Source organism: Liquorilactobacillus sucicola DSM 21376 = JCM 15457 (genome assembly GCF_000612445.1).
Taxonomy (GTDB): Bacteria; Bacillota; Bacilli; order Lactobacillales; family Lactobacillaceae; genus Liquorilactobacillus; species Liquorilactobacillus sucicola.
The window spans coordinates 374,778-390,671 of record NZ_BALC01000001.1; the positions used below are offsets into that span (position 1 = coordinate 374,778).

16 protein-coding genes and 1 tRNA gene are annotated in these 15,894 nt (G+C 36.9%); 15 read left to right on the plus strand and 2 right to left on the minus strand.

What is annotated here, in order from left to right:
- Positions 1 to 17 precede the first annotated feature (17 nt).
- The 11 genes from JCM15457_RS01880 to rihC all read left to right on the plus strand — a co-directional run bounded on the left by JCM15457_RS01880 (position 18) and on the right by rihC (position 9,575).
- On the plus strand, positions 18 to 974 hold the full coding sequence (locus tag JCM15457_RS01880) for a thymidylate synthase (RefSeq protein WP_034986970.1): 957 nt from the start codon (positions 18 to 20) through the stop codon (positions 972 to 974).
- Positions 975 to 1,003: 29 nt separating this feature from the next.
- The gene (locus tag JCM15457_RS01885) at positions 1,004 to 1,510 is read left to right on the plus strand and encodes a dihydrofolate reductase (RefSeq protein ID WP_034986971.1); all 507 of its coding nucleotides are present in this window, start codon (positions 1,004 to 1,006) and stop codon (positions 1,508 to 1,510) included.
- A gap of 354 nt (positions 1,511 to 1,864) precedes the next feature.
- Positions 1,865 to 2,719 carry an SGNH/GDSL hydrolase family protein gene (locus JCM15457_RS01890; RefSeq protein ID WP_161633652.1) on the plus strand — a complete coding sequence of 285 codons (855 nt, stop codon included), beginning with the start codon at positions 1,865 to 1,867 and terminating at the stop codon, positions 2,717 to 2,719.
- A 3-nt stretch (positions 2,720 to 2,722) separates the two neighbouring features.
- On the plus strand, positions 2,723 to 3,346 hold the full coding sequence (locus JCM15457_RS01895) for a YpmS family protein (protein ID WP_034986975.1): 624 nt from the start codon (positions 2,723 to 2,725) through the stop codon (positions 3,344 to 3,346).
- 26 nt (positions 3,347 to 3,372) lie between these two features.
- Positions 3,373 to 3,597: a YozE family protein gene (locus JCM15457_RS01900; protein WP_034986978.1), complete on the plus strand. Its 225-nt coding sequence runs from the start codon at positions 3,373 to 3,375 to the stop codon at positions 3,595 to 3,597.
- Between the two features lie 31 nt (positions 3,598 to 3,628).
- Entirely contained in the window at positions 3,629 to 5,089 is a 1,461-nt protein-coding gene (locus JCM15457_RS01905; protein ID WP_034986980.1) for a S41 family peptidase, read from the plus strand.
- 230 nt (positions 5,090 to 5,319) lie between these two features.
- Positions 5,320 to 6,075: a hypothetical protein gene (locus JCM15457_RS01910; protein ID WP_034986982.1), complete on the plus strand. Its 756-nt coding sequence runs from the start codon at positions 5,320 to 5,322 to the stop codon at positions 6,073 to 6,075.
- Positions 6,076 to 6,088: 13 nt separating this feature from the next.
- The gene (locus tag JCM15457_RS01915) at positions 6,089 to 6,793 is read left to right on the plus strand and encodes an AAA family ATPase (RefSeq protein ID WP_051993217.1); all 705 of its coding nucleotides are present in this window, start codon (positions 6,089 to 6,091) and stop codon (positions 6,791 to 6,793) included.
- A 148-nt stretch (positions 6,794 to 6,941) separates the two neighbouring features.
- On the plus strand, positions 6,942 to 7,253 hold the full coding sequence (locus tag JCM15457_RS01920; protein ID WP_034986984.1) for a hypothetical protein: 312 nt from the start codon (positions 6,942 to 6,944) through the stop codon (positions 7,251 to 7,253).
- Between the two features lie 154 nt (positions 7,254 to 7,407).
- Positions 7,408 to 8,628 carry a NupC/NupG family nucleoside CNT transporter gene (locus tag JCM15457_RS01925; RefSeq protein WP_034986986.1) on the plus strand — a complete coding sequence of 407 codons (1,221 nt, stop codon included), beginning with the start codon at positions 7,408 to 7,410 and terminating at the stop codon, positions 8,626 to 8,628.
- A gap of 26 nt (positions 8,629 to 8,654) precedes the next feature.
- On the plus strand, positions 8,655 to 9,575 hold the full coding sequence (gene rihC, locus JCM15457_RS01930) for a ribonucleoside hydrolase RihC (protein ID WP_034986988.1): 921 nt from the start codon (positions 8,655 to 8,657) through the stop codon (positions 9,573 to 9,575).
- Positions 9,576 to 9,742: 167 nt separating this feature from the next.
- Here rihC and JCM15457_RS01935 read toward each other — a convergent pair whose 3' ends face one another.
- Complete coding sequence (locus JCM15457_RS01935; protein WP_034986989.1) at positions 9,743 to 11,071, minus strand: replication-associated recombination protein A; 1,329 nt, start codon at positions 11,069 to 11,071, stop codon at positions 9,743 to 9,745.
- A 203-nt stretch (positions 11,072 to 11,274) separates the two neighbouring features.
- On the opposite strand from JCM15457_RS01935, the gene JCM15457_RS01940 reads away from it, so the two are divergent.
- The 3 genes from JCM15457_RS01940 to JCM15457_RS01950 all read left to right on the plus strand — a co-directional run bounded on the left by JCM15457_RS01940 (position 11,275) and on the right by JCM15457_RS01950 (position 13,634).
- Positions 11,275 to 12,462, plus strand: coding sequence for an AbrB/MazE/SpoVT family DNA-binding domain-containing protein (locus JCM15457_RS01940; protein ID WP_034986990.1), 1,188 nt, complete (start codon positions 11,275 to 11,277; stop codon positions 12,460 to 12,462).
- A gap of 99 nt (positions 12,463 to 12,561) precedes the next feature.
- The gene (locus JCM15457_RS01945) at positions 12,562 to 13,095 is read left to right on the plus strand and encodes a GNAT family N-acetyltransferase (RefSeq protein WP_034986991.1); all 534 of its coding nucleotides are present in this window, start codon (positions 12,562 to 12,564) and stop codon (positions 13,093 to 13,095) included.
- A gap of 56 nt (positions 13,096 to 13,151) precedes the next feature.
- Positions 13,152 to 13,634: a GNAT family N-acetyltransferase gene (locus JCM15457_RS01950; RefSeq protein WP_034986992.1), complete on the plus strand. Its 483-nt coding sequence runs from the start codon at positions 13,152 to 13,154 to the stop codon at positions 13,632 to 13,634.
- 591 nt (positions 13,635 to 14,225) lie between these two features.
- Here JCM15457_RS01950 and JCM15457_RS01955 read toward each other — a convergent pair.
- A tRNA-Ala gene (locus JCM15457_RS01955) sits at positions 14,226 to 14,298 on the minus strand.
- 217 nt (positions 14,299 to 14,515) lie between these two features.
- Here JCM15457_RS01955 and JCM15457_RS01960 point away from each other — a divergent pair.
- Positions 14,516 to 15,463 (plus strand): methyl-accepting chemotaxis protein, encoded by a 948-nt coding sequence (locus tag JCM15457_RS01960; protein ID WP_051993218.1) that lies wholly within the window; start codon positions 14,516 to 14,518, stop codon positions 15,461 to 15,463.
- Positions 15,464 to 15,894 lie beyond the last annotated feature (431 nt).

The window sequence follows — 15,894 nt, forward strand, 5'->3', positions numbered from 1 at the left end:
ATGGAGCAGTGGTACTCATGGCAATTTTAGAACAACCATATTTGCAGTTGATAAATGATATTTTGGAAAAAGGGCATTTAAAAGGTGATCGAACGGGGACAGGAACTCATAGTTTGTTCGGGTATCAGATGCGTTTTGATTTAAGTAAAGGGTTCCCACTGCTGACCACTAAAAAGGTTGCATTTGGACTAATAAAGAGTGAGCTACTGTGGTTTTTGCGCGGTGATACTAATATTAGATTTTTGCTGCAGCATAAAAACCACATTTGGGATGAATGGGCCTTTAAAAAATGGGTCGAAAGCTCAGAGTATACTGGGCCGGATATGGCGGATTTCGGACACAGAGCCTTAAATGATCCTGCTTTTAAAAAGGTTTATTTGAAAGAGAAAAAACGTTTTTGCCAAAGAATTTTAGCAGATGATACTTTTTCACAAAAGTATGGCAATTTGGGCGATGTGTACGGCGCGCAATGGCGGCATTGGAAAACACGTGATGGACAGGTAATTGATCAAATCCAAAACGTAATTGATGATATAAAAAACAAGCCTAACTCACGTCGCTTGATTGTTACTGCCTGGAATCCAGAGGATGTTCCACAAAGCGCATTACCGCCTTGCCACACATTATTCCAATTTTATGTTATTGATGGGAAATTGAGTTGTCAACTTTATCAACGAAGTGCAGATGTTTTTCTAGGTGTGCCTTTTAACATTGCAAGCTATGCCTTGTTAGTTCATCTGATTGCACGTGAGACGGGGTTAGAGGTAGGCGAATTTGTCCATACTTTAGGTGATGCTCACATTTATAACAATCATATCGAACAGGTTAAAACACAGCTGGCGCGTGAGCCTAAGGATGCACCGACGATATGGCTTAATCCTGAAAAAAAGAGTGTTTTTGATTTTGAGATGGAAGACATTAAAATTCAGGGTTACGATCCGGCACCTTCAATTAAGGCACCAGTAGCAGTTTAACTTTTTGAATAATAGAGGGGTGAAGGCTAATGTTGGCATATATTTGGGCGGAGGATGCGGAACAGCATATTGGGTATCAAGGACATCTTCCTTGGAAACTACCTTCAGATTTAGCTTATTTTAAAAAAAAGACGGCCCATCATCCAATTGTGATGGGCAGAAAAACTTTTGAAAGTTTTAAGGGCTTTTTACCACAGCGGCAGCATATTGTACTAACTACATCGACTGAATTTGCAAAAAAATACAACTATGATGAGCGTCTGACAGTTGTTCATTCGATAACCGAATTGCGCAAAATGATAAGTGACAAAGATGAAGTGTTTTTTGTTATTGGTGGGGCTGCGTTATTTGAACAGTTGATGGACGACGTCGACTACTTATATGTTACTAAGATTAAAGCTGTTTTTAAAGCAGATACGAGTATGCCGCCAGTAGATTATGGTGATTTTGAGCTAGTTGCCAAAAGTGATGGACCGCGAGATCAAAAGAACTTGTACGATCATGAGTTTAGGGTGTATCGCCGCAAGCAATCTTAAGAAAAGTCCCAACGATTTATGCGGCAGCGATCGTTTGGGGCTTTTTGTTTTTGACTGGTAAGACTTGGATCAAGGTAACAAAAAATATCTGTAGCAGATATGAGATTTACTTAATCGTAATTATTCACTAAATTATGATTAAGTAAAGATTAAAAGAATGAATAAAGGAATTTTCTTTGCTATACTAGTGTCGTTTATAGTTATTTTGATTGAATAATAATTTTCTTTTAGTGATAATGTCGTTAATTTAATTCAAGGCGGAGGGAAAATAAATTGCTATATTTAAAAAAAACTCTTACCATTGTAGCAGTTTTTGCTATACTAACCTGTTTTTTTTACGTTGGATTAAATAAATTGGCCAGTAAATCACTACCGCATTCTGATGTCGGAACAACAAAAAAGACTCAGACAGATAAGAAACTTGAACAACCAAAGGTCAATTTGGTTGCTTTGGGGGATTCACTCACACAAGGTGTTGGGGATACTACTCAGAATGGCGGGTATGTATACCTGATTAAGCAGGTATTAGAGAAGCGTTTAGACGCTGCAGTTGTGACGAGAAATTACGGCAAAGCAGGAGACCGAAGTGATCAAATTCTGAAAAGACTGCAACAGCAAGAAAAAATGCAACAGGATTTGAAAAAAGCAAACGTTATCACAATGACGGTTGGCGGCAATGATCTGATGCAGACTTTACAGAAAAATTTTAATTCGTTATCGGCAAACCAGTTAGCTGAATTTATGCCGACAGCACAAAAAACTTATGCGCGTAAACTGGATGAGCTGTTGAGGACTGTGCGGTCATATAATCCAAATGCCCCCATTTTTTTGTATACAGTATATAATCCATTTTATGTCTATTTCCCAGCTTTAACACAGTTACAACAATACACTACCCAATGGAATACAGTTGTACGCCAAAAGGCTGCAGAGGACAAGAATATCTATATTGTTAATGTGGAAAGAAGGCTTTCGGAGGGGCAATATTATGATCATGGCAGTAACCTTAAGAAAACAACGGTTACTGATTATAATGAACTTTCTGGTGACAAATTGGCTAAAGTATTAAATAATCAAAAGGAAAAGAATGCGTATTTGTCACCAAATGATCATTTTCATCCTAACTTAAAAGGGTATAAGTTTATGGCGGCTAAATTATATCAGGTTATGATAGAGCATAAGAAAACATGGCTCAAGATGGGAGGCTAGTTTATGCAACGTTCAGATGCTAGCAATAACAAGCAGAAGAAGAAAATAAATTATTGGAAATGGGCTTGTATAGTATTAATTGCCTTTTTAGCAAGTTTCGCTCTTTTTATTTTTAAACAGACAACAACGCAAAGTCCAGTTCAAAGAAATGTTAGTAAAGCAGCAGATGAAGTTACAAGCAATCATACTTCAATTGATGTAAGAATGAACAAAAAGCAATTAAACGGCACAATCAATTATTACCTGAAGCAGCAGCAAAAGGGGCAAAAAATAAAATATCGTTTCTATGTAGGTGATGCAGCAATTTTAATGGGCACAACTAAGATTTTAGGGCAGAATGTTTCGTTCTCACTGTATACGGAGCCAACGGTAACAAGTGAAGGAAATATCAGGCTGCACGCAAAATCTGTGGCAATAGGATCCTTAAGTGCACCTACTTCTTTTATCCTAAGTTATGTTAGAAACAATTATAGTTTGGGCAACGGAGTGACTATCAACAGCAAAAAGGAAACAATAACTTTAAATCTAAGCAAATTGACTAATAAACAAAAAATAACGGTTAAAGCCCAAAAAATAGATTTGAAAAAAGATGATTTTCGCTTTAAAGTTGATGTACCATTAGATTGATATTAGGAATGCAAGAGGTGAGGAAGATGTATCGTAAAAGCTTTTATCAGTATTTAATGACTGAACGAAATCCAGACAATACTGACGAAGTTGCACAGTTTGCGAATAACGCTTTTTATGATCAAAGTTTTCCCAAACATTCGCAGAGTTATGAAGAAATCTCGCAATACCTTGAATTAAGTGGTGAGTATCTGCCAAGCATGACAATCTTTGATCAAGCTTGGCAGATGTACCTTGAAAAAATGAGTTAGAAAATTAAAAATAGTTAGAGGGAAAGAGCCTATGGTAAAGAAGAAGGAAAGAGAAGAGACAGTACCCGAAAAAAAGAACGGAAGGTTTAAAAAAAGATATAGCATACTGACAGTGTTCATTGTCGGTTTGCTGGCTTTGCTGATAGGCAGCGGTTCAGTTTTTTTCATTATGGATCAAAAATTAACAGCTGCACGTCAAACTAGCAGGTCGATGGCCAAAATAGAGGCAGTGTACTCGACCTTATATAATAACTATTATCGCCACGTGAGCCGTCAAAAATTAGAAAATGGTGCGTTAAGTGGCATGGTGAACTCTTTAGGAGATCCGTTTTCTGAATACATGTCAAAAACAGAAACACAATCCCTGAATGATACTATTTCTAGCAGTTTTACTGGAATCGGAGCAGAAGTTAGAAAAAATGGGGATAAAATTCAAATTGTTTCACCCATTGATGGAACCCCAGCTGCTAAGGCTGGTCTGAAAGCTAACGACGTGATAGAAAAAATTGATGGAAAATCAATGTCAGGTGTTTCTTTAAGCAAGGCTGTTTCCAACATTAGGGGTAAAAAAGGTACCAAAGTAACATTAACCATCAAACGTGATTCTGAAACCTTTACAAAGACCTTGGTTCGAGACACGATACCTGTTAAAACTGTAACGGGAAGATTGGATAAGGATCATAAGAGTGTTGGTTATATCAGAGTTTCAACTTTCTCTGAAAAAACAGCTACAGAGTTTAAAAATGAAGTGAAAAAACTGCGTAAGCAAGGGGCAAAATCCTTTGTGATTGATATGCGTGATAATCCTGGTGGCTTAATGGATCAGGCGTTAGCAATGTCCTCAATGTTCCTTGAGAATGGCAAGACGATTATGCAGGTCCAAGCACGTGATCAAGCACCACAAGTCTTTAAAGCTGGCAAGAAGTATGATGATGGCTTCAAAATCAAAGAAAAGACGGCTGTTTTAATTAATGGCGGTAGTGCCAGTGCGGCAGAAATTTTTTCAGCGGCTCTTCACCAATCAGCTAATATCAAGCTGATCGGGACAAAGTCGTATGGGAAAGGGACTGTTCAAAACACTGTTCCCTTTAATGACAAAACAGAGCTCAAAGTTACAATTGCAAAATGGCTGACACCTGATGGCTCGTGGATACATCATAAAGGAATTCAGCCAACTGTGAAGAAGGATTTCCCTAGCTATGCATATCAAACAGCAATTGATACGAAGAAAACTTATCAAAAGGGTGAGGTTTCTGACCAAATCAAAAAAGTCCAGACGCTCTTAAAAGCGTTAGGTTATGGCCCAGCAAATGCTAACGGTTATTTCGACACAGATACACAAGATGCTCTTAAAAAATTCCAGGCGGATAATAAGCTGCAAGAAACAGGTTCGGCTGACAAAGCAACGATTGAAAAGCTTGAAGATAAGATCACTGCGAAGGTTGCTGCTAGTGATGATGCTTACAAAACAGCGATTGAGTATGTTAAGTAGTAATGTTAGTAAAACCGGATTGTGTTTTTAGGTAGCGGATTTAAAAATGCAATTAGATAATTCAAGGATCTAGATCAAAATAACTTTTGATCTAGATCCTTTTCTATATGAAGAACATTTTTTTGTTTTTAACTCATGCAAACTATCCAATAAGTCAGGATAATTTATGTTAAATGATATGCTATAATTAATTCGAATTACATTTTAGCAGAAAAGAAAGAAGGTATTTCGTGGGAAAGTTGAAAGCATTGGGTAAAGTCTATATTATAGACGCATTTGATAATAAATTTGTCTTTATTTACACGTTATTATTTCCGGCTCTTTATTTTATATATGTGAATTTTGAACAAATAATACAGCGTAATCAGTATTCAGCAAGTACGATCGTTGCAACATTCCGTCCATTCTGGGCTTATATTGTTTTTATTGCATTGCTTAATATGGTAATCATAACAACTATTGATCAGAGAGAGTCAGGGTACTACAAGGAATTTTACTTTATTGTAGGTTCCAAATGGTTGATTTTTATTGCAAATTTCATTGTGCAGAGCATTTTTATTATATGTGAGCTGACAGTGTTTACTATTTTTGGGATGATAGCATTGCGTAGTTGGTACTTCAGTATTTTGATAAGCGGTCTTTTAACCGGTATTTTGGCAGTTATTCCTGTAACAATGTTTTTAAGCGTACTTTTTATTTTTAAAGTTAAGCAACAATCGTTATCTATTATAGGAACACTGCTTGTCTGTGTTCTTATTTATTTAGCGGGACTACCCAGCAGAACATGGCTGACAGATTTGATCTTGCTATTAAATCCGTATAAGTACATTCTAGTACTGTCAAATTGGATAACTAGTTTTACCGTTGATGGGAGTTATGATTTCAAATCGTTATTTCAATTATTGTTTGTGACACTATTTTTTTGCCTGAGCGGAGTGAAAGGTTTTTCAAAACTAGACATTCTCCCACTGCTAGATCGAGTCTGAGGAGGAAGCTTTAATGGAAATTAAACATTTATCTTTTTCGTATAAAGAACGGTCAATCTATGATGATTTGAATATTAAATTCAGGGCAGGAATACCTAATATTATCATAGGACCTAACGGGGTTGGTAAAACAACGCTGCTAGATACACTTGCACACCTGAATTCACCAGCTACATATGCTGCTTTGATTGATGTTCCTAACGCAAACGATGTTGGTTATCAGTTACAGCGGACATTTTTTTATCCGACATTGACTGTAAAACAGACATTAACCATGTATAGAAAAATAGATCACGCAGGCGGAACGGCTCCAACAGAACTAATGAATAAGGTCTACACAGCTGTATTGAAACCAATCGAAACAATTAAAATGGGGCAGTTATCTGGTGGTGAAAGGCGAATAGTGTTGACGTATGGTACATGCCTACTCGAAAGGAAGATGTATCTTTTTGACGAACCTCTGAGTGGAGTTGATCCAAGTAACGCAGCTTTGATCATGGATATTATTTGTTCACTTGCTGCGGAAAAACAAGTAGTGGTGACAACGCATCAGTTGGGACAGTTGAAAAACAAGAAAGCTCAAATTATATGTGTTAACCAAGGTAAATGTGTATTTAACGGTACCTTTTCAGATCTGTTAGAATTAGGGAAAACTAAAGATATAGATGAAGCGTACAGTAAGTTGATAAACAGCACTAGAGGCGCGATTAATTATTAGTGTGGAAGACAATAATAAGAAATTGGCTTAAAATTAACTAAATGTTTAATACATATTATCTGGATAAAGCATCTTTTTACTAAATAAAGAGCTTACAGAATGCTATAATCAAGAGGATAATAAATTGGTCCATTAAGGAGGGGAAGTCATGAGCAATGAGAGCAGCAGGGCAAGTCTTATTCAGCAAACAAAGGTGTTGCAGCGGGAAATAAAAATACAGCAAAACGAGATCTTAAAAAAATATAATGAACTAAACAAGTTGTATCAAAAGCTAGAAACCGAACAAGTTTCAGTCTCAAATGATACAGAAAGCTTGAGTGGTCATCCCTATGAAGAAAATAGAAAAAAGACGAGTCTTGAAAACACAAATACAAACGCTTTCTCCCAAAAAACGATAGACGGATTAAAAAAGTATAAGGCTCCTGAGCGAGTAAAGTGGTGGCGTTTTTTCTGGAAGTGAATTTTATGGCTGACAATTTCCACAACTCAGTGTGTTAGCTTTTTGAGCAGTTACATTTTAATTTTTTAATGATAGAAAAGAAAAAATATAATGTTGGAGCTAAACTTGTTATACTGATAAAGGATCTTATTCTTAGATAGAGGAGATTAAAACAGTGTTTTTAATAGTTAATATTTTAGGATTTTTTGTTTTCTTGGGCATAGCTTTTTTGTTTTCTAATGACCGCAGATCCATTGATTGGAAGTCGGTTTTGATTGTGATTTTTCTAGAAATCTTCCTTGCATGGTTTTTCATGAAATTCAGCATTGGACGGGAAGTGGTTCGTGCGGCAGCTGATGGTTTTAACTGGTTGGTAGCTGTGGCAAACAAGGGGATCGCATTTGCTTTACCTGACTGGCTGAAACCTACGACCGGTTCGCCAAACTTTGTGACTAGTGCGCTCTTGCCTATTTTGCTTGTTGTACCGCTGTTTGACATTTTGACATACATAGGTTTACTTCCTTGGCTTGTAAAATGGATCGGACGCGGGTTGTCATTCATCACACATCAACCGCGTTTTGAAGCGTTTTTTTCAGTAGAAATGATGTTTCTCGGCAATACGGAGGTATTAGCGGTTTCTAGGGATCAACTGCAACAAATGAGTGCTAAGCGTAATTTTACATTAGCAATGATGTCTATGAGTTGTGTTACATCAGCAATTATTGGTGCTTATATCAAAATGGTACCAGGACAGTATGTTTTGACGGCAATTCCGTTGAATATACTGGGTTCAATCGCAATTGCAGCCATCTTGAATCCTGTTAGTCTCACGCAAGAAGAAGATGTTATAGTTTCTGGCAACAAGGGTGAAAAACGCGAACCATTCTTTTCATTTCTAGGGGATTCGATTTTGAATGCAGGGAAGTTGATTTTGATTATTACTGCAACCGTAATCGCGTATGTTTCGCTTGCTGCCTTAATAAACCAATTGTTTAGTTTGACTGGATTGAGTTGGCTGACGCTCGAAAATATTTTCGGTATTATTTTATTTCCGTTTGCTTGGTTGCTAGGTTTTGATGTTCATCAAGCATTTCAAATCGCTCAGTATATGGGAACTAAGCTAGTTACTAATGAGTTTGTCGTTATGGGTGAAATTACCAAAAATATAATGACACAAAAGGGTTTGTTTGCAAATGAACATGCACGGGTCGTTTTGACGGTCTTTCTGACAAGTTTTGCCAATTTTGGAACTTTGGGGATGATTATCGGGGCGTTCAAAGGGCTAGTATCGAAGGAAAAGACAGATTTTATTTCGAGTAGAGTACCGCAAATGCTCTTGGCAGGCGTTTTAGTTTCATTGCTGTCAGCTGCCAGTGCAGGATTGTTTGCATGGTAGGAACAAAAGTTTAAGGAGGTTTTTATATGGCACGTTCGGTTATATTGGATATGGATCCAGGAATAGATGATGCGGCAGCGATTGCTGTTGCACTCAACAATCCAGGACTTGATGTTAAACTGATCACGACTGTGGCAGGCAATGTCAGTGTTGACAAGACGACAGTGAATGCGCTGAAGCTAGTAAATTTCTTTAATAAAAATGTTCCGGTTGCACGTGGGGCAGCAGCACCACTCAAAAAAAGATTTGAAGATGCCGGCGCAATCCATGGGGAATCCGGCTTACCGGGATATGATTTTCCAGAACCTAAAAGTCAGATCAGTAAGTTAACGGCGATTGACGCCATTGCGCATGCACTAACCCAAAGTGAAAAGCAGTTAACACTCATTGCCACAGGTGCTTATACAAACATTGCACAGTTTATTCTGCAATATCCCGAATTACTATCAAAAATTGATGAATTGATTTTGATGGGCGGGTCAATTTCGGGTGGTAATGCTACTTCTGTTGCTGAATTTAATGTTTTTACTGACCCTGATGCGGCTAAGATTGTTTTTGAGAGTGGACTGAACATCACAATGATCGGACTTGATGTTACACTCAAGGCGTTAATAAGCAAACAGACGTCAGACAGACTTGCTGAATTTGGAGAAGCGGGGCGCATGCTTCATGGTATTATCAATGCGTATGGGGACGTTCATGAAGGCGGCAAGCCGATGCATGATGTTATTACTGTCTTATATGCGTTGCATCCAGAAGTTATCAAACTGCAAAAGGAGCATATTGATGCCGTTACTGATGGACCAGCCATTGGGGCAACGGTAGCAGATGTTTTGCATCGTTGGTACGAAAAAAATGATTATAATGCTGAAGTTGGTGTTGATATTGATGCTGCCTTTTTCAATGATTGGTTTCTTAAACAGGTCAGCCGGATGAGTAATAGATAAGTAGTTTGTAGCTGAATAGAAAAACTATATTAGAAATAAGCAGGGTTGAGTACTTGTGACAAAGAATTTTTGTTGCAGATCCTCAAACCTGTTTTTTTTACAGCAAGGAAGATGTACCAACTTAACAATTTTTGTACAAATGGGAAATTAATGGAAAATTAAAATAGTCAAATATCATCATGCTTGGTGTGCCATGATCTGATATACTCTAAGCGCTTTTTAAAGCGATCTTCATGTCCTTGTTCACTTGGAAAGTAATATTCATGATTTCGAAGAGAAGGGGGCATAGTTTTCATGGTCGTGAGTTTATCTTCCTTTTTATGTGCATATTGGTAATCGGCTCCGTAACCAAGGTCACTCATTAACTTTGTTGGTGCATTCCTGATTTGAAGAGGAACCGGTTCATTACGTGAAGTTTTAACATCTTGAGCCGCTTTAAGCCGCGCCTTATAAACAGCATTTGATTTTGGGGCCAGTGATAGATAGATGACAGCTTCAGTTAAGTGAACGTCACATTCAGGCATTCCGAGGTAACGGCATGCCTGAAAAACATCAATAGCCAGATTTAAAGCTTTTGTGTCCGCAAGTCCAATATCTTCACTGGCAAAACGGACTAAACGGCGTGCAATGTAGACGGGATCCTCGCCGCCATCAAGCATACGGCTAAGCCAATAAATAGCTGCATTTACATCACTATTGCGCATTGATTTATGAAGGGCGGAAATAATATTGTAGTGTTCCTCACCTTTTTTGTCATACAGAAGAGATGTACGGTTGATTAGCTGTTTCAGGCTGCTGGGGGTGACAGTTATTTTATTACCGCTTTTATCTCCATTTAAAACTGCCATTTCAAGGGTATTAAGTGCAATTCTAGCATCCCCATTTGAAAAAGTCGCGATGGCATCTAAAGTGGTATCCGCAATCTTGAGATCTAAATCTCCAAAGCCATCCGAGCTGTTGATAGCATTTTTTAGAAGAGTATTAATATCATCATTTGTTAATGGTTTTAAGACAAAGACTTTACAACGTGACAAAAGAGCTGAATTAATTTCAAAGGATGGATTTTCGGTGGTTGCACCGATAAGAATAATGCTTCCTTGTTCAACATAAGGTAAAAAGACATCCTGTTGGGCTTTGTTAAAACGATGAATCTCATCAATAAAGACAATTGTTTTTTGACCTAAATCTTGATCTAGTTCTGCTTGTTTCATTATCTCACGTATTTTACGAATACTGCTTGAGACAGCGCTGAATTGGACAAAGTGTGCCTGTGAAAGTTTAGCAATTATTTTTGCTAAGGTTGTTTTGCCAACCCCTGGAGGTCCCCAAAAAATGAGCGATGTTATTTGATCACTCGCAATCAATTCTCGTAAGATTTTGCCCTTTCCAAGAAGCTGTGGCTGACCAACGAATGTGTCTAGGTTTTTAGGACGCATCCTGCTGGCTAGCGGCTGACCGCTTTTTTTATTGTCCGCGAATAAAGATTCTTGTTTCATTTTTTACCTCCTAGTATATAGTTAGCTGACGTTATTGCCTAGTCTCATAATAGAGCATTTATGTAAAAAAAGCAGCGGAATTGTTTGTTCCAGCGTTATAAATCAGTATTTGTGTATCGCATATAAAATAATGTATAGTAAAATATAAGGTGTTGCAAAATAATAAACTAGTACATTAAAGAATATATGAAAAAGGTGTCTATATGGAACAAGATCAAAGTGGTTCAAGAATAGTGTTACCTACACAGGTCGTAGAAAAGCTGCATTTAAAAAGAGGTGATAAAGTAGAGATTGCTTTTTCAGATAAAGCTGAGAACCAAGTGGTGGTGCGCTCCGTAAAAGAGACACAAACAGGTGGTAAACAGTCAGTTCCTATTTTGCGATTTTTTATTCCGTCTGTTTTATCGACGATTGCCTTTTTTCTTTATTTTTTTTGGGACAAAAAACAGCAAATTTCACTTGCGGGTGATGAATCAATTGCTACCTTAACGATTATTTTAGGAATTTTTAGCGGTTCTTTATCCTTTGTCTTTTTTTACCTTAAAGATCGCAAAAATATTCAAAACTGGTTCGGAAAGAAATTATATTGGCGCAGTTTTTTGACTATTTGGTTGTCATTTACGACTATTTTGGCGATTAGTTTGCTCGCATTTTTTTGGTTGATAGAGATACTTTTTAAAGGTTCGTCATTTGATTTGTTCACTTCTTCTTACATGTTTTTGCTATTCAGCAGCATTATCAACTATCTGATGATTTATTCAGCAACTAATATGTCTTCCACTGTAATTTTTAAAATACTGATTCTTGTAATTGTCGGTGGTGCGTTGGCATCAATGATTACTAACAGTAACAAGAGATGGTGGGAACACAATATAAGCTTTCTTGGAACAGATCAAGCAAGTAATAGTTGGCAATTTAATTTAACACTGGTTGTGTCGGCATTACTCCTTATGGCCTTGGTAGACTTTATTTTTGCGTCGTTGAAAGAACAATACGACAATAGTATTCGGTTGCTTATTCTTAAATTTCTTCTGCTCTTTTTTTCTATTTTTTTAGCTGGTGTCGGTGTTTTTGCAAATAACGGCACGGGTTTGTTGCATACACTCCATACACAATGCGCCACTTTTCTGGTATATTTATTAATTATCACGATAACGTCGATACATTACTTATTGCCAAATATTACTAATGAGTTCAAGGTCATTTCTTATGCAATTGGTGGAGGGCTGTTGCTTACAGCTATTTTATTCCAATTTATTGGTTACCTCTCATTGACTGCTTTTGAACTAATTGCTTTTATCTTGGCGTTTAGCTGGGTACTACTTCTACTGCAAATTCTTCAAGAAATGACGCAAATTGAAAAAAACGTTTTTGAAATCAAAATACAGTGAAAGATGTTAAACTAGGAAAAATGTTAGCATGACGATGACGTTAAATGATAAACACTTATAGTAATTCAAAAGTAAGAAAGAGTAAGGGAGAAAAGTATAATGAGTGTTAAGTTTGTTAGAAAAGCTGTTAAGAACGATGCAGCCGCAATTATGAACATCATCCAGAGAGCTAAAAGATTGCTAGCTGATGAGAAAATCCCTCAATGGCAGAATGGGTATCCAGATTTAGAAGTAGTCGAAGATGATATCAGTAAGGGCTACACATATGTCCTTATTGTAGCTGATAAAATCGCAGGTGTTGCGACTCTGCTTCAAGAAGAAGATCCTAACTACCACAAAATTTATTCTGGAGAATGGTCACACAAAAGTGACAAAAAGAACTATGTGTCTATTCACCGCATCGCCATAGATTCTCAGTACAGTGGTGAGCATCTTGCAGACTTTTTCTTCAGTAACCTTTGCACTATTGCATACCTGTTGGGTTTTAGACAGGTGAGGATTGACACACACGTTCTAAACAAACGAATGCAGCACATTATTGCTAAAACAGGTTTTGAGTATGCAGGTGTCGTCTATATGCATGATGATCCTGAAGATAGACGAAATGCTTACCAGCTTTTTTTAGCTGATTAGGATTTTTTAGAAAATAATTGTGCAGTCGAAAGGCACAGGATTTTAAAGGAGTCGGTATGAGATTAAGAGAAATAACCAAAGAGGATAATCAGCAAATCAAACATATTATTCAAAAGACGTTAAGCGAGTTTGAGGATGCTAAACAAGGCTCAGCGTATTTTGATCCGCAGTTAGATTATTTAGCTGAATACTATACAGAACAGTCTGAAAAAGCAGCTTACTGGGTTATTGAAGATGAGAATACAGGCAAAATAGTCGGTGGCGGCGGAGTCGGACCGTTTACAGAGGAAATAGCAGAGTTGCAAAAAGTATACTTTTTGCCAGCGGCGCGTGGGCAGGGTTGGGGTAAAAAAATAATTATTCTAGCAGAAAAAGCAGCAAAGCAATCCGGTTATAAAAAACTTTATATAGAGACTTTTGCGAATTTAGATCGTGCGGTTCGCCTCTATAATCATATGGGTTTCAGGCAGTTAGAAGAACCATTAGCACAAACACAGCATAGTGCATGTGATTTGTGGTTTGAAAAGAATTTGGTTTAGTCGTTTTTAAAAATTAAAAGACAGCGAACATCAGTTAGTTCAGAGGCTCCACAAGTGAAGTAAAATGATGTTCAGTGTCTTTTTATTTTAATGATAAAATCTTACAAGAACAAGTAACTTTCCACACCTATAAACTGTATAAGCAAAAATAAGAAAGCGTGTAAAATCTTGCTAGTTATTTTTGCGGGGAATGTTTAAACTTTTATCACTATATTAATGTGTCGTTTGAAGTGCTATGTATTAATTATATACTAACCATGTGTCCCTCACGAACAGTGTAACCATCCCTAATTACTGTGTTTGTTTGGCTCGGTTAACTGTTTTTTTATATTGTAATAATGCTAGTTTTTTAAAGGAGCCCGTTTTTTGTACAAAAGAGGAGCTGTTCCAAAAGTGAAATTTCGGCACAGCTCCTCTTTTATTCCGTATAAACATGTTCCATAAGTCAAAATTCTCCATCTAACTTCGAATTACTCAAATTTTACCGACGTATGTCACACTCTCCACTTGCCATAGCATAAAAATTATAGATTTCGTTTCTGTGGTTCACTAAAAAACGGTATCACCACTCTTTTGCAAGTAAATAATCAATGGATCATGCCGGACTTGAACCGGCGACCTCCTACATGCGAAGCAGGCGCTCTCCCAACTGAGCTAATAACCCGAATACGATGTCCATTTTACCACATATGTTTGTTGCAGGCAAAAAAATAAGTATTTTTTAAACAACGCGTGTATAGAACATATAATAAAATTATAGTTACCATATGTTTAAATCTTCCTTAAAACAACCGATTAGTAGTCATAGAGGTTATGATAATTATTTGTTGTGTCAATAATTTAAAACAGAGATGCTAATTAGCTGAGGGAGTTTTTTTAATATGGAAACTGATAAAATAATCGAAACCGCAATTTCAACTGCTTTTTCAAAAAAACTGGCAATTATACTTTTTGATACGAGACGTAAAGTTATCTATGCAACACCACTTTTTGCCAAAACTTTGGGGTATAGTGTCTCCGAATTACTGGAATTGCACCATCAGGATCTATGTTTTCCCGAATTCTCAAAAAGTGAAGCGTATCATACTTTTTGGAGCAATCTGCTCAATGGAAAAAGTTTTCAAGATCGAATCATTCGTAGAAGCAAAAATAATAAAAAGGTGTATTTAGAAGCAAATTACTTTCCTATTGCTGATGAAAAAAATAATGTTATTTCCGTAATGAAGGTCTGCTTTGATATCACAGAACGAACAAGAAAATCAAACTCAGCATTGGAGATAGTTCAGAATATTTCTTCAACATTGAATGATCTTTCAAAAACTGGTCAGAGCAAATTGTCGTCCTTGCAGCAGGATATGCACGAAATAATGGAGTTTTCTGAAAAAAACAAAGAAACAAGTGCTGTCCTATCCAAGCAAGCTGCTCAAGCAGACGGAATTATCAACGCTATTCGTGAAATTTCACGACAAACAAATATGTTAGCAATAAACGCGGCGATTGAAGCAGCACGCGCCGGTGAACAAGGGCAAGGGTTTAATGTTGTTGCCAAAGAGATTCGCGAACTATCATCGCAAGTTCACGAAGAGGCTATTAATATTCAAGATCGTATTGGAAATATTGCACAACAAGTTCAGAATATTTCGACTAGCTCTGAGAAAACACTCAATATGATATCTTCGACTCATCATATAATGGAAGACAATAAAAGTTCTTATGATGTTCTGACAGATGAATCATCACAGTTGCGGAGGTCGGTTGATGCTTTAAATGAATTATTTACTGTCAGTCAGGGAAATGATATACAAAAAAAACTATCTGCAAACGAATAAAGTTATTTGCAAAACAAGAAAGTGGCTAATAGCCGGTAAGCTTCGAGCATTAACGGCATGGTTGGGTAGAAAAGACTGACTATGCTATATTTCAATTTAAAATAATGGACTGTGTCAGAAATTACTTTTGACACAGTTTTTTGCTTTATTATGCATAAAAAACATTACTCATAGTTGAAATTTCTCCATTTAACTTTAGATTACTCATAACAAAAATTGCTGTGCTAAGGCCTTCAAATGAGTGCTGAGAGCTTACCACTCCATCGTATTGCATATGTACATTGCCTGAGTACATGATATCTTGACCGTAATTTTTTTCGTGGCAGCAGCTGGTATACTTTTGGTACTTGAAACAAAAGTATCGTTGCATTACACAGTAATTATGGTAACATGTACCTACTATAATTGAGTTAAAGTATTGTTTTCAACAA

Coding starts and splice junctions, on each gene's coding strand:
- JCM15457_RS01895 (WP_034986975.1), top strand. CDS start 2,723: ATGCAACGTTCAGATGCTAGCAATAACAAGCAGAAGAAGAAAATAAAT.
- JCM15457_RS01935 (WP_034986989.1), bottom strand. CDS start 11,071: ATGAAACAAGAATCTTTATTCGCGGACAATAAAAAAAGCGGTCAGCCG.
- JCM15457_RS01885 (WP_034986971.1), top strand. CDS start 1,004: ATGTTGGCATATATTTGGGCGGAGGATGCGGAACAGCATATTGGGTAT.
- JCM15457_RS01940 (WP_034986990.1), top strand. CDS start 11,275: ATGGAACAAGATCAAAGTGGTTCAAGAATAGTGTTACCTACACAGGTC.
- JCM15457_RS01880 (WP_034986970.1), top strand. CDS start 18: ATGGCAATTTTAGAACAACCATATTTGCAGTTGATAAATGATATTTTG.
- JCM15457_RS01945 (WP_034986991.1), top strand. CDS start 12,562: ATGAGTGTTAAGTTTGTTAGAAAAGCTGTTAAGAACGATGCAGCCGCA.
- JCM15457_RS01960 (WP_051993218.1), top strand. CDS start 14,516: ATGGAAACTGATAAAATAATCGAAACCGCAATTTCAACTGCTTTTTCA.
- JCM15457_RS01905 (WP_034986980.1), top strand. CDS start 3,629: ATGGTAAAGAAGAAGGAAAGAGAAGAGACAGTACCCGAAAAAAAGAAC.
- JCM15457_RS01950 (WP_034986992.1), top strand. CDS start 13,152: ATGAGATTAAGAGAAATAACCAAAGAGGATAATCAGCAAATCAAACAT.
- JCM15457_RS01920 (WP_034986984.1), top strand. CDS start 6,942: ATGAGCAATGAGAGCAGCAGGGCAAGTCTTATTCAGCAAACAAAGGTG.
- JCM15457_RS01915 (WP_051993217.1), top strand. CDS start 6,089: ATGGAAATTAAACATTTATCTTTTTCGTATAAAGAACGGTCAATCTAT.
- rihC (WP_034986988.1), top strand. CDS start 8,655: ATGGCACGTTCGGTTATATTGGATATGGATCCAGGAATAGATGATGCG.
- JCM15457_RS01900 (WP_034986978.1), top strand. CDS start 3,373: ATGTATCGTAAAAGCTTTTATCAGTATTTAATGACTGAACGAAATCCA.